Here is a 13078-nt window from a genome sequence, read left to right as displayed (position 1 = left end):
GATAAACTCGTCGCTGACTATGATGCGGTCGCGCTTGCCGGCGGTGCCGAGAAGCCGCGCGACCTGCCGATCGAAGGCCGCGAGCTCGCCGGCATTCATTTCGCCATGGATTTCCTGCCGCAGCAGAACCGTCGCGTCAGTAACGAACCGCTCGGGACGCAGCGCGAAATCCTGGCCGGCGGCAAGCATGTCGTCGTGATCGGCGGCGGTGATACCGGCAGCGACTGCATCGGGACCTCGTTCCGGCAAGGCGCGTTGTCGGTGACGCAGCTCGAAATCATGCCGGCGCCGCCCGAGCACGAGAACAAGGGGCTGACCTGGCCGAACTGGCCGCTGAAGATGCGGACCTCATCGAGTCAGGCCGAAGGCGCTAGGCGCGAATATGCGGTGCTGACGCAAAAATTCTCGGGCGCCGACGGCAAAGTGACAAAACTGCACTGCGTGCAGGTCGACGACAAGTTCAAGCCCGTCGCCGGCACCGAATTCGAGCTCGACGCGCAGCTCGTGCTGCTGGCGATGGGGTTCGTGCATCCGGTCCACGAGGGGCTGCTGAAATCGCTCGGCGTGGAACTCGACCCGCGCGGCAATGTCCGCGCCAACACGGCCGACTACCAGACCTCGCTGCCAAAGGTGTTTTCCGCCGGCGACATGCGGCGCGGCCAGTCGCTCGTGGTCTGGGCGATCCGCGAAGGACGGCTCTGCGCCCGCGCCATCGACACCTTCCTGATGGGTGCGACGAACTTGCCCAGATAGGCCAGCCTCAGAGTCGGGACCCAGTCAGCGCGCAACTGATGGACCCCGGATCAGCAGCGCACCGCTTCCGCGTTGCGCCGCATCCGGAGAACGGCGGCTAGCATCCACGCATCGCCGTCAGTTCTGCACCCGCACACCCAGCATCACCACCGTCGAGGCCGAGCTTGCCAGCGGCACGTTGGAATTGAGGATGTCCCGCCTCAGCGTGCCCTTGATCCAGAGATTGCGGGTCATCTTGTAGATGACGTCGCCCTCGACCGAGTAGGTTTTATCGAAACGGCCGTCGCCCTGATACTCGTAGGTGCCATAGGTGAATTTGCCGATCGCCTGCAGCCAGCGGCGGAAATCGTGATCGACCTCGAACGCATAGGTGTGGCTCAACACGCCGGACACGCCGGGCACGACGATCTCGTCGATCGAGGTCGTGGAGACGAACTTCGCCGTGGTCAGCGGCGTCGCGGTCCAGGTCAGCGACGAAGATGTCAACAGGCCGTCGAGCTTGCTGAGACGGGGATCGACATAGCTGCGTTGGGTCCAGCCGACCGCGAGTTCGCCGGTGAGCAGGCGGGAAAATTCGAAGGATGTACCGGCCTTGGCGTAGCCGCCGGTCGAATCGCGCGCGAAGCCTGAATTGTCGAGATACTGGTCGTGGACGCGGCTGTCGCCCTCGGCTTCGACGAAAGGTTTCACGCCTGGTGTCAGCTCGTAGCTGATGCGGCCGACGCCGCCATATTGATTGAACGCGCGGTCGCCGTTGCTGGCGATCGTGCCGTCGGTCAGCACGGAGTTCTGATACACCGTGCGGTCGAAGGTCGCGCCCGCCGCGACATCGAGACGATTGAACTGCTGGTCGATGCCGACCGTGGAGCCGAAGGTTGCGAAAACAGGATATTTGGCGAGCCCCACCGCGACGTTGGGGCTGCCGGGATTGTCGGTGCCGACGCGCAGGCGCACCTGCGAGGTCAGGTGGGTGAAGTCGGTGACATCGAGGCGGCCGTCGACATGGCCGATGAAATCCGGCCGGTTGATGTCGGTCGGTGCCGGTGAAGCCGCACCATCGATGGTCACAGGCAGGCTGTTGCCGTAGCCGGTGAAGGAGCCGCGCAGGTCGGCGACCAGCGCATGACGCTCCCAGTCGGAGACCGCCAGGAATTCCGGTGCGACCACCCAGAACGGTGCTCCAATCGGTTGGGCGAGGCGGCCGGGGTTGGTGTCGTAGCCGCCGCGCAGTTCGACCGCCGACTTGATCAGGAAGCTGCCTGCATAATCGCCGACCGCACCGAATGGATCGGGATCGACCGGCAATGGTTTGCGCGCGGGCTGGCCCGCGACCGTTCCCGCCACTGCCGCTGACATCGGCGCCTTGTTGGCGGAGAGCGAGGGCGGCGGCGAGATGCGCACGCGCGCATTTGGATTGGTCGGACCCTTGGTGTCGGTCGGGGCCGGCGTACCCGGCCCCGACGACGGCTTTGGCTTGACCTGGCCGGGATAGAACTTCGGCGGCTTGCGTTTGCGGTTGAGCGAATCAAAACCGGCTTCTGCGGCGCCGTTTGCGGCCGGCAGGCCGTATCGCGGGATCGCGCCGATCCGCGACGGCGCCGGCGGCGTCTTCCTACGCTTCGCCTCGGTCGAGGGATCGAGCGCGGGGTCGGTAGCCGTGTCGCCGCCCTTGTCGCTGGTCTTGCGCAGAAACGAATCCTGTGGCGTGAGGAAGCCGTCGCGGACGGGCCGCAGCAGGTCCGGGGTGAGCGTCTGGGCTTTGAGCGGCGACGTGACGGCGATCAGCGCAAGAGAAACGCCAAGGCACGGCAAGGCCGCGCGCAACAAGGTCGCGCGCTTGCTGTGGCCGCTGGCTGGCCTCGGCATCACGATGGAAACTACCCCAACAAAATCAAACGCTTGCCTGACCGGCCACGGCGACCGGTTCGGAAAACGTCGTTAACGGAGTAAAAACAATTATGGTTAATGAGCCGTTGAGAACGGCCGTTTGCGTCGCCTTGCAGGGGCCTCGCGTGGTAGGAAGGCGTCCACCTAGTGCCCCCTTTCCGAAGTTCGCACTGAGCGGCCGCCAGATCCGATTGCGAACTTCGGAAAGTCAGGGGCACTAGCAAACTTAATTTTTGGCGAGTGCCGCTTTCGATCTGAAGTCTCCAAACGAACTGGCCGCTTGTGCTGTGGAGACTTCAGATCGGTGGCAGTCGCTTCGAGACACCCCTTCGGAACGAGTATGCGTCCTTCGAAACCGCTGATGGCTCATTCAACCGGCACCGATTCAGCCAACGCCGCCATCCAATCGGCCCTGCGCACGCTGGAGGCCGAAGGCGGCGGCGTCGCCGCGATCGAGGCAGCGCTGCGCTCAGATCTTGGCGAGCCTTTCGGCCGGGCCGCCGACCTCATTCGCAGCGCCAAGGGCCGGCTGATCGTCACCGGCCTCGGCAAGTCCGGCCATATCAGCCGCAAGATCGCCGCGACCTTTGCCTCGACCGGCACGCCTGCCTTTTTCGTCCACGCGGCGGAGGCGAGCCACGGCGACCTTGGCATGATCACGACCGACGACGTCATCCTGGCGCTGTCGTGGTCCGGCGAGCAGCCGGAGATGAAGGCGCTCATCACCTACGCCAAGCGCTTCCGTATCCCGCTGATCGCGATGACCGCCGAACGCGACTCGACGCTGAGCCAGGCCGCGGACGTGGCGCTGACGCTGCCGAAGGCGCGCGAGGCCTGCCCGCATAATCTTGCGCCCACCACCTCCTCGCTGATGATGCTGGCGCTCGGCGATGCGCTGGCGATCGCGCTGCTCGAAGGCCGCGGTTTCACCTCGGTCGATTTCAGCGTGTTGCATCCGGGCGGCAAGCTCGGCGCCATGCTCAAACATATCAGCGACTTCATGCATACCGGCGCGGCAGTGCCGCTCAAGCCGCTCGGCACCAGCATGTCCGAAGCGGTGGTCGAGATGACGTCAAAAGGTTTTGGCTGCGTCGGCATCGTCGATACGCGAGGACAACTGGTCGGCATCGTCACCGACGGCGACTTGCGCCGTCACATGGGCCCCGATCTGATGACGGCGCTGGTCGACGACGTCATGACGAAAAATCCCAAGACGATCCGCGGCACGTCGCTGGCGGGCGAAGCCCTCGAAGTCCTCAACGCCTCGAAGATCACGGCGCTCATCGTCACCGAGGCGAGCAAGCCGGTCGGCATCGTGCACATGCACGACCTGCTGCGCGCGGGCGTGGCGTAGGCCCTTGGCCGTCATTCCGGGGCGATGCAGAGCATCGAACCCGGAATCTCGAGGTTCTCCGATGTGCAAGCGCACATCGTAGTTCGCGTCTTCGACGCGCCCCGGAACGACGACGATCAGGCGGGAAATCTCGCTGCCCTCTCCTCCAGCGGCAGGCGCAGGCCGTTCGCCAGATACGAGACGGTGCGGTAGAAGCCGCAGAGCAGGATGATCTCGAAAATCTGCGCCTCGTCATAATGCGCGGCAAGCCGAGCAAATTCATCGTCGCTGAGCGTTGACCGCAGATGCAGCGCATCGACGGCCGAGATCAGCGCCCGCTCGGCCTCCGACCAGCAAGCGGCATCAGCGCCCTCCCGCACCGTGGCGCGGATTTCCGCCTCGATCAGTCGCGCGGCCTGCGCAAAGGTCGCGACGTGCACGCCCCACTCATATTCGCAGGCATTGAGCGCGCAGGTGCGGTCGATGGCGATCTCGCGCTGGCGCAGCGAGAGGGGACCGCGATCAAGCAGGCCAGCGGCGGTGAATTTCTCCCAGGCGCGTCGCTGCGAGGCGATGACGCGAAACAGCATCAAGGGCGGCGCGCCGCGCATGATGTGGTCGAACTGGCCCTGAATTTCCGGTGCATAAGGCGGTTCCAGTGGCGCAATCCGGGACATCAGCAAACTCCATGCTACAATAATAGTAGCAGTACGCTACATTATCTGTAGCAAACCGCAAGACGCGAATGGAAAGCCGATGCCGAAACCGCCCCTCCCCGTCCAGAAGATCATCGGCAAAGGCCGCGTGCGCGGTTCGCGGACCGGCCGGCCGATCATGGTCCTGCTCGACCTGTTCGGGCGGCGCTGGGCGTTAAGAATTCTGTGGGAGTTGCGCGAGACGTCGATGACGTCACGCGCATTGCGCGGCGCCTGCGACGAGGCATCGCCGACCGTGCTGAATGAGCGGCTGAAGGAATTACGCGAAGCCGGATTCGTCGAACTGGCCGAACCCGGCGGCTACGGCTTGACGCCGACGGGCCGGGAGCTCCTCGAAGCCCTCCTGCCGCTCAACCGCTTTGCCGCGCGTTGGGGCAAGGAGCGAAGCTAGGTCAAGCCACCGCCACCGTCAGGCTGGCGCCCTGCGCCTGCACGATCTTGACCCGGCTGCCGGCCGGCGCATCGGGGCCGGCAATCCGCCAGACGGTGTCATCGATCCGCACCGTGCCGGTGCCATCCACGATCGGTTTCTCCAGCGTGAAGACGCGCCCGACCAGCGCATCGGCGCGCTTGTTGAGAAACGGGTTGTCGGCAGTGGCGGCCGCACTGCTGCGGGCCAGCCGCCGCCACACCGGCACGGCGGCGGCGGCAAACACCGCGAACATCAATATCTGGACCTGCCAGGACGGGGTATAGGCGAACGAGATCAGCCCCGTCAGCAGCGCGGCGAGCCCGAGCCAGAACAGGAAGACGCCGGGCGCGGCCAATTCCAATGCCATCAGCAGGATCCCGAAGATCAGCCAGTTCCAGGTGCCCAGCGTTACGAACATCTCGCTCATGGATATCGTCCTCGCGTTACCCCGCCGGCGGCACCGGCGGCGGATTGCCCGATGTCGGCACCGAGGCGCGGCGCGCCGCTGCCTGGGCCGACAGCGCGCTCTCGCCGAAGGTTGCTTTCGCGATCTCGCCGATGCCAGCGAGCGAGCCGAGCATGCTCGCCGCCTCGATCGGCAGCATGATGACCTTCTGGTTCGGCGAGTCGGCCAATTGGCCGAACGCCTTGATGTATTTGTCGGCGATAAAATAATTCAGCGCCGCGACGTCGCCCTTGGCGATCGCTTCCGACACCATCTGCGTCGCCTTGGCCTCGGCCTCGGCGAGACGCTCGCGCGCCTCGGCGTCACGGAACGCGGCTTCGCGGCGGCCCTCCGCTTGCAATATCTGACCCTGCTTGGCACCCTCCGCGCGCAGGATTTCCGACTGACGCTGACCTTCGGCCTGCAGGATGTCGGCGCGCTTGACGCGCTCGGCCTTCATCTGCCGGCCCATCGCCTCGACCAGATCGGCCGGCGGCACGATGTCCTTGATCTCGATTCGGTTGACCTTCAATCCCCAGGGCGAGACGGCCGCGTCTACCACGCGCAGCAGGCGCTCGTTGATCTCGTCGCGATGCGACAGCACCTGGTCGAGGTCCATCGAGCCCATCACCGAGCGGATATTGGTCATCGTCAGCACGATGATCGCCTGTTCGAGATTGGCGACCTCGTAGCTCGCCTTTGCCGCATCGAACACCTGGAAAAACGCGACGCCGTCGGCCGTGACCGTCGCGTTATCCTTGGTGATCACCTCCTGCTCGGGAATGTTGATCACCTGCTCCATCATGTTCATCTTGCGGCCGATGCGGTCGAAATACGGCACGATGAGGTTCAAGCCGGGCGAGAGCGTGCGGGTGTATTTGCCGAAACGTTCGACGGTCCAATTATATCCCTGAGCCACGGTCTTGATGCCGGCGAACAGGGTGATAATCACCAGCAGCACTAGCGCGATGGCGAAGATGTCGAAACCGGTCATACAAATCTCCTGGCGATTGCCCTGAAATCAAAAAAGCGCCACGTCTCGCAAACGCCAAACGTTTGCGGGAAGCGGCAACCCCTTTTACTTGGTCGCCGTAACAGAATGTAGGGTTCGGGGTTGCGAAAAACGAGTGGTTAAATCCAGCCCTGGAGCTCGCGCAGGACAAGCTGGCGGATCATGTCCATGCCGACGTCGCTGTCGTTCAGGCACGGAATGAAGGAGAATTTCTCGCCGCCATGATGCTGGAAAATCTCGGCATTTTCCTGCGCGATTTCTTCCAGCGTTTCCAGGCAATCGGCGGCAAAGCCGGGCGTGACAACGGCGACGCGCCGCACGCCGTCCTTGGCCAGCCGCTCCATAGTCTTGTCAGTATAGGGCTGAAGCCACTCATCGAAGCCGAAACGCGACTGGAAGGTCAGCAGCAGCCTTGATTGATCGAGGCCGAGGCGTTTGCGAAGTGCATCGGTCGTCGCCACGCATTGGCGCTCATAGGGATCGCCCTTCTCGACATATTTTTTCGGCATGCCGTGAAACGATGCAACGATGACCTCAGGCTGAAACGAAAGCGCTTTCAGATGCGTCTCGATCGAGACTGCGAGCGCCTCGACATAGTCGGGCTCATCGTAGTAAGGCGGCATCACCCGCAGCGTCGGCTGCGCGCGCATCTGGGCGAGCACACGGAACACCTCGTCGCATACGGTTGCGGAAGTGGCCGCGGAATATTGCGGATAGAGCGGCACCACCAGCAGGCGATCGCAGCCCTGCGCGGCCAGCGCGTTGATCCGCGACTCGATCGACGGATTGCCATAACGCATCGCCCAATCAACCACGACCCGATCGCCGGCGATATCTGCTGCGAGCTTTTCGGCTTGCGAGCGGGTGATGGTCTTGAGCGGAGACTCGTTTTTTTCGGTGTTCCAGATCTTGAGATAATCGCGAGCCTTGCGGCGCGGGCGCGTGCGCAGGATGATCCCGTTAAGAACAAGCTTCCAGAGCAGGCCCTGATCTTCGATCACGCGCGGATCGGACAGAAACTCCTTGAGATAGACGCGCAGGCCGCGGCTGTCCGCCGTATCCGGCGTGCCGAGATTGACCAGCAGCACCCCGACGCGCTCCGGCAATGTCTCGGTTAAGGACTTCAATTGGTCGTTCGCAGAAACCACATTCATGAAACTGGCTTCGCGCGCCGGGCCATCCTTGTCAAGACAACGGCAGGTTCGGTACTCTCAGCCCAACCATGCCGGACATCGCCCGATGTCACGTGTTGGAGGAAAAATGACCGTCGCCGAGTGGAGCATCTTTGCGAGCCTGATGCTCGCCCTCTTGAGCATTGTCTCGGTCAAATGGTTCAGCTTTGGCCGCTTCGACAATTCCAGGCCGCGCGACCCCGCTTTCTACGAGGACCCGATCGCCGCCCGGGCACTGGGCGCCCATCAGAACGGGCTCGAGACCTTTCCGTTCTTCGCCGCTGCCGTCCTGCTCGCCGAATTCCGCGCCTGCCCGCAAAACCTGATCAACGAACTCGCCGTGCTGTTCGTGATCGTGCGGATCGCCTATGTGTTCACCTATGTCGGCAACCGGCCGACGCTGCGCTCTATCCTGTGGAGCATCGGTTTTGCGATCAATATCGCGATCTTCTTCCTGCCGGCGTTGCGGAAATTGCTGCCGCTATAAAATCGGCTGCAGGCAGGTCAGCGGCTCGGCAAAGAGATAGCCGGTCAGAAGACCTATCCCGAACAGCAGCACGAGCCCGGCGGCAGCGAATTCGACACCGCGCATCACGAGCGCGCCCCGGCCATCGCTCGCGCCGCTGATGCGGCCCGCGACAGTTTTGGCAGAGACCGCGAGCACCGCGATCACCGCGACCGTAATGGCGGTGCCGAGCCCCATGACGAACGTCGCGGCGATGCCGGCCCAGAACAGTCCCTGCGCCAGCGCGAACACCAAGACCAGGATGGCACCCGAACAGGGCCGAAGGCCCACGGCAAAAATCGCACCCAAGCCACGCTGCCATCCGCCGGGTCCCGCCAGATCGCTCGGCAGCGGGCCATGGGAGTGTCCGCAGTGCTCGTCGTGAGCATGGCCGTGGTCATGATGGGCGTGATCGTGCCCGTGGCCGCCATGCGAGTGGTCGTGGTGCACATGGGCATGGGATGCCGGCACCGAGGCCAGGGCCAAGGCTGGCGGCCGCGGGTGTACCTGCAAGGCCCGAACGAAGGCGGCGCCCTTGGTCCAAACCAGGCGCGCGCCAAACGCCGCAATCAATCCATAGCTCGCAATCGCGATCACGCGCTCGGCGCCGCACATCGACTTGGCCGTGACATTCAGAAGCCAGGCGCCGACGGCAACGATCAGCACCGCGACCAGCGACTGCAGCATTGCCGAAACAAACGACAGCACGATGCCACGCTTGGCGGTTTCCTGGTTGGCGACCAGATAGGACGAAATCACCGCCTTGCCGTGGCCCGGGCCAGCCGCATGGAAGATCCCATACGCGAAGGAGATCGCAAGCAGCCCCCAGACCGCGCTACCATCGGACCTGGCGCTGCGGATGGTGGAAGACATCTCGCGATAGAATTCCGACTGCTTTGCCAAGAGCCATCCGATCAGGCCGCCGGCGTGTTCGGTGACGGGCGGCCGGGCTCCGCCGAATGGCGACTGCGCCGCCAGGGCATGGAGGACGCTATCGGCCATCAGCAGCGCCGCCACGGCCAGCGCGCCCGTGGCGAGCGTGCGCGTCAGGCGCAAAGCGCCCTTGTCCGGCCTCATGGACAGGTCACCGTGATCTTGTTGGCAAACATCGCACCGAAATTGGCGTTGCCGCCATCGGTGAAATTCTGTTCGCCGAGGGCCTGCGCGCTGGCCGCCCCGTCCCTCGGCCGCTGAAATTCGAATGTGCACGCCGCCGGCGCCCCGACCAGATTCACCGGGTCCTTGTCGGCCAGCTTGAAGTCCACAAAGAAGGTCGGGTCGAACACCTCGAGCGCGAGCACCTTGGAATTCACCGGCGCCTTCAGCGGCAAGGTGAAATGCAGCACCAGGAGACCGTCCTTGTACTCGAGGAAATAGTCGACCGGCTCGGCGAATTTCGCCTTCTTGCCGTCGGCCTTGGCAAAGGTGAAGTAGCCGAACTCCTTGAGCGACTCGACATTGGTCTGGGCGAGCGGCGCCAGTTCCTCGTGGCTGTAGACCCCCTTCTGCTTGCTTTCGATCCCCTGCAAAGCATAGGTCGAGAACATGTCATCGAAGGTCCAGGCGTGCCGGACGCCCGTGACCGAACCGTCCGGCGCATAGAGCAGTTCGCTCACGGAGGTGATCCAGACATGGGGATGCGCTTGCGCGAGGCTTAACCCCGACAGCCAGAGCAGGGAAACGAGCAGACCGTGCAGGCGCAGCCTCATCTCAGGCGGCCTCCGGCGTTTCCAACAGGCCGCGCCGGCGCAGCAACGCATCCGGCTCCGGCTCGCGGCCACGGAAGGCGACATAGGCCTCCTCCGGATCGCGCGAACCGCCGGAGGCGTAGATGTCATCGTGCAGCCGCTTGGCGGTGGCGGGATCGAAGATATTGCCGGCCTCCTCGAACGCGCCGAAGGCGTCGGCATCCATCACCTCCGACCACATGTAGCTGTAATAGCCCGACGCATAGTGATCGCCGGAGAAGATGTGGCCGAATTGCTGGGGCCGGTGCCGCATCGCAATTTCGGCGGGCATACCGATCTTCTCCAGCTCCCGCCGCTCGAAGGCGGCGACGTCCGCGCTGGCCGAGGCGGGCTGGCTGTGGAATTCGAGATCGAGCAGCGCGGAGGCCACGAACTCGACCGTGGCAAAGCCCTGGTTGAACTTCCGCGCCGCGATGAAGCGCTGGAGCAGGTCGTCCGGAAGCGGCTCGCCGGTCTGGTAGTGGCGGGCAAACTGCCGCAGCACCTGCGGCTGCTCCTGCCAGTGCTCGTAGAGCTGCGAAGGCAGCTCGACGAAATCGGTGAACACGCTGGTGCCCGAAAGCGAAGGAAACAGCACGTCCGACAGCATGCCGTGCAGGCCATGGCCGAACTCGTGGAACAGCGTGCGGGCATCGTCCGGCGACAGCAGCGAGGGCTCGCCCTCGGCGCCCTTGGAGAAGTTGCAGACATTGAGGATCAGCGGTGCGATCTCGCCATCGAGCTTCTGCTGGTCGCGCAGCGAGGTCATCCAGGCGCCGGAGCGCTTGGAGGGCCGGGCAAAGTAGTCGCCGTAGAACAGCGCCTTGTGCTTGCCCTCGCGATCTTTGACCTCCCAGACCCTCACGTCGGGGTGCCAGACCGGGACATCCTTTCGTTCTTCGAAAGAGAGGCCGAACAGGCGGCTGGCACAGTCGAAGGCGGCCTCGATCATGTGGTCGAGCGAGAGATAGGGCTTGATCGCGGCGTCGTCGAAATTGGCCTTCACCTGCCGCAGCTTCTCGGCGTAATAGCGCCAGTCCCAGGCCGCGAGCGCGAAGTTGCCGCCCTCCGCCGCGATCATCTCCTGAAGCGCGTCCCGATCTCGAAGCGTCCGCTCCCGCGCCGGCTTCCAGACCCGCTCCAGAAGCCCCCGCACCGCCTCCGGCGTCTTGGCCATGGAATCCTCCAGGCGATAGGCGGCGAAGGTCGGGTAGCCCAGAAGGCGGGCGCTCTCCTCGCGAAGCGCCAGGATCTCGACGATGGTCGCGGTGTTGTCGTTGGCATTGCCGTTGTCGCCGCGGGCGATGAAGGCCTTGTAGACCTTCTCGCGCAGGTCGCGCCGGGGCGAGGTCTTCAGGAACGGCTCCACGAACGAGCGCGACAGCGTCACGATCGCCTTGCCGGCGAGCCCGCGCTCCTCGGCCGCCGCCTTTGCTGCGGCCACAAAGCTGTCCGAAAGCCCCTCGCGGTCGGCTTCGCCGAGCTCCATGAACCACTCCTGCTCGTCACCAAGCAGATGATGGCTGAAGCTCGTCCCAAGATGGGCCAGCCGTTCGTTGATCTCGGCCATCCGCGCCTTGGCGGCCTCGTCGAGCCCGGCGCCGGCGCGGCGGAAGCGGGTATAGGTGCGCTCCAAAAGCCGCATCCGCTCGCCATTGAGGCCGAGCGTTGCGCGCTTCTCGTGGAGCTGGGCGACCCGGCCGAACAGCACGGCGTTCATCATGATCGGATTCCAGTGCCGCGCCATTCGCAACGACACCTCCTTGTCGACCTCCAGCAGTTCCGGGTTGGAATGCGCCGACACCAGCGCATAGAACACCGAGGAGACCCTGGTCAGCAGCTTGCCCGAGCGCTCCAGCGCCGTGACCGTGTTGTCGAAGTCCGGCTGCGAGGGGTCATGGGTGATCGCGGCGATCTCCGCGGAGTGGTCGGCAAATGCCTGCTCGAACGCGGGCAGGAAATGCTCGACCTTGATCTGATCGAAGGGCGGCGTCTGATCCGGTGTCTGCCAGGCGATCAGGAGCGGGTTGGCCTCTGCCGGCGTGGCCGCGGTTTCGGCAATGTCTGACATGCAAAAATCCCGTATTTCTTCGCAAATTCCTTGCCCCTGCTATATCACGCGGTGAGGCTTTTTTGCGCCTTTTGCCCTTGATAGACGCCAGCTTTTCATGGAGATTGCGGCCACAAAATCGGAACTGACCGCCAATTTACGAGTTCACGCCCATGAGCGCGCAAACGTCTTCGACCACCGGCCGCCAGATCGCATGGCCGAGCGTCATCACCGTGATCAGCGCGGCGATTCTGATCGGCGCGGAAGTGTTCGGCGCCGCCTTTGCCGGTGGCTGGGCGCTCGCGATCCTGTTCGGGCTCGACGACACCGGCGCGCATATCCTGCAAGCCGTGCTGTTCGCCGTGGGCGTCTTCATCATGATCGCTTTCATCCGCGCCGCACAGCGCGTCGAGCCGTTCACGCGTCGGAGCTAGCTCCGCCTGATGAGTTGCTCGCGCCAAGCACGCTTCATCGCGCGCGAAAGCGTTACGCTTCCTTAAACAAACTTAACGTGCATTCATTTTCGAGTCCGCTTTCGCGCGTCGAGCGCCGCTCGCGTAAGCACGCGTTAGGGAAATTTGCGCTCAGCCTAAAAAAATTGTTGCGAAGCAGAGTCAAAACGCTTATGTGCGGACTTGCCCAATTTCGCACGTGCCTGTGGTCGTGTGTCAGTCGGTAGGTATCCGGACAAGAGGCCGGACAGCCGCCAAGGGATGGTAGAACCGAGGGGCACTTGAAGTTGTCGGGACGCTCGCGTCGACGACAGCGGAAAGAGCCCAGCATCTCTCTCAAGGGATGCCGTAGTTGAAGGTCTCACCACTCCTTGCAACCGTGACTGGCAGCCGGAGGCGAACCGGCGCACCCCGCTCTCAACGGGGGACGCGACTTAAAGCAACGACGGAGCGGGCTTTTTTGGTCTCTACCGGCAGTCCAACGCCGGCGCGGGCTACTGAAAAGGCTTGTCCTTCATTGCCAGGTGAGCGGGCGGGAGCATTCCCAACCAATCCACGGCAGCACAATTCGGTCTGGGGTTTTTGGCCCTGTCGCGCCTCCATCGCGCCGGCAG

The 13078-nt window shown here is 63.9% G+C and carries 13 protein-coding genes; 5 read left to right on the top strand and 8 right to left on the bottom strand.

What is annotated here, in order from left to right:
* Positions 1 to 753, top strand: a 753-nt coding sequence (locus tag VFL62_RS17095) for a glutamate synthase subunit beta (RefSeq protein ID WP_325173566.1), incomplete at its 5' end; no start/stop codon positions are given.
* 117 nt (positions 754 to 870) lie between these two features.
* Here VFL62_RS17095 and VFL62_RS17090 read toward each other — a convergent pair.
* Positions 871 to 2619, bottom strand: coding sequence for an outer membrane beta-barrel protein (locus VFL62_RS17090; protein WP_325173565.1), 1749 nt, complete (start codon positions 2617 to 2619; stop codon positions 871 to 873).
* 361 nt (positions 2620 to 2980) lie between these two features.
* Here VFL62_RS17090 and VFL62_RS17085 point away from each other — a divergent pair, with 361 nt between their 5' ends.
* Entirely contained in the window at positions 2981 to 3994 is a 1014-nt protein-coding gene (locus VFL62_RS17085; protein ID WP_325173564.1) for a KpsF/GutQ family sugar-phosphate isomerase, read from the top strand.
* Between the two features lie 116 nt (positions 3995 to 4110).
* On the opposite strand, the gene VFL62_RS17080 is transcribed toward VFL62_RS17085, so the two are convergent.
* Positions 4111 to 4650, bottom strand: coding sequence for a carboxymuconolactone decarboxylase family protein (locus tag VFL62_RS17080; RefSeq protein WP_325173563.1), 540 nt, complete (start codon positions 4648 to 4650; stop codon positions 4111 to 4113).
* A gap of 79 nt (positions 4651 to 4729) precedes the next feature.
* On the opposite strand from VFL62_RS17080, the gene VFL62_RS17075 reads away from it, so the two are divergent.
* On the top strand, positions 4730 to 5080 hold the full coding sequence (locus VFL62_RS17075; RefSeq protein WP_325173562.1) for a helix-turn-helix domain-containing protein: 351 nt from the start codon (positions 4730 to 4732) through the stop codon (positions 5078 to 5080).
* A 1-nt stretch (position 5081) separates the two neighbouring features.
* Here the strand turns inward: VFL62_RS17075 and VFL62_RS17070 are convergent, their stop codons facing one another.
* From VFL62_RS17070 to hemH, 3 genes are all read right to left on the bottom strand, one after another.
* The gene (locus VFL62_RS17070) at positions 5082 to 5528 is read right to left on the bottom strand and encodes an NfeD family protein (RefSeq protein ID WP_325173561.1); all 447 of its coding nucleotides are present in this window, start codon (positions 5526 to 5528) and stop codon (positions 5082 to 5084) included.
* Between the two features lie 16 nt (positions 5529 to 5544).
* On the bottom strand, positions 5545 to 6540 hold the full coding sequence (locus VFL62_RS17065) for an SPFH domain-containing protein (RefSeq protein WP_325173560.1): 996 nt from the start codon (positions 6538 to 6540) through the stop codon (positions 5545 to 5547).
* Between the two features lie 137 nt (positions 6541 to 6677).
* Entirely contained in the window at positions 6678 to 7712 is a 1035-nt protein-coding gene (hemH, locus tag VFL62_RS17060) for a ferrochelatase (RefSeq protein WP_325173559.1), read from the bottom strand.
* Between the two features lie 106 nt (positions 7713 to 7818).
* Here hemH and VFL62_RS17055 point away from each other — a divergent pair, with 106 nt between their 5' ends.
* Positions 7819 to 8217, top strand: a complete 399-nt coding sequence (locus VFL62_RS17055; RefSeq protein WP_325173558.1) for an MAPEG family protein — start codon at positions 7819 to 7821, stop codon at positions 8215 to 8217.
* Here the strand turns inward: VFL62_RS17055 and VFL62_RS17050 are convergent.
* From VFL62_RS17050 to VFL62_RS17040, 3 genes are read right to left on the bottom strand one after another with little or no spacing between them, the layout of a single operon-like run.
* Complete coding sequence (locus VFL62_RS17050; RefSeq protein ID WP_325173557.1) at positions 8212 to 9312, bottom strand: nickel/cobalt transporter; 1101 nt, start codon at positions 9310 to 9312, stop codon at positions 8212 to 8214. The two genes, VFL62_RS17055 and VFL62_RS17050, sit on opposite strands and share 6 nt — an antisense overlap.
* Positions 9309 to 9944 carry a DUF1007 family protein gene (locus VFL62_RS17045; RefSeq protein ID WP_325173556.1) on the bottom strand — a complete coding sequence of 212 codons (636 nt, stop codon included), beginning with the start codon at positions 9942 to 9944 and terminating at the stop codon, positions 9309 to 9311. The genes VFL62_RS17050 and VFL62_RS17045 overlap by 4 nt, the downstream gene beginning before the upstream one ends.
* 1 nt (position 9945) lies before the next feature.
* Positions 9946 to 12033 carry a M3 family metallopeptidase gene (locus VFL62_RS17040; RefSeq protein WP_325173555.1) on the bottom strand — a complete coding sequence of 696 codons (2088 nt, stop codon included), beginning with the start codon at positions 12031 to 12033 and terminating at the stop codon, positions 9946 to 9948.
* A 152-nt stretch (positions 12034 to 12185) separates the two neighbouring features.
* Between VFL62_RS17040 and VFL62_RS17035 the strand changes: the two genes are divergently transcribed.
* On the top strand, positions 12186 to 12446 hold the full coding sequence (locus tag VFL62_RS17035) for a hypothetical protein (protein WP_325173554.1): 261 nt from the start codon (positions 12186 to 12188) through the stop codon (positions 12444 to 12446).
* Positions 12447 to 13078: the final 632 nt, after the last annotated feature.

Source organism: Bradyrhizobium sp., assembly GCF_035701725.1.
GTDB lineage: Bacteria > Pseudomonadota > Alphaproteobacteria > Rhizobiales > Xanthobacteraceae > Bradyrhizobium.
Note: the sequence above shows the minus strand (reverse complement) of the source record. Positions and strands in the feature narration are given on the sequence as shown.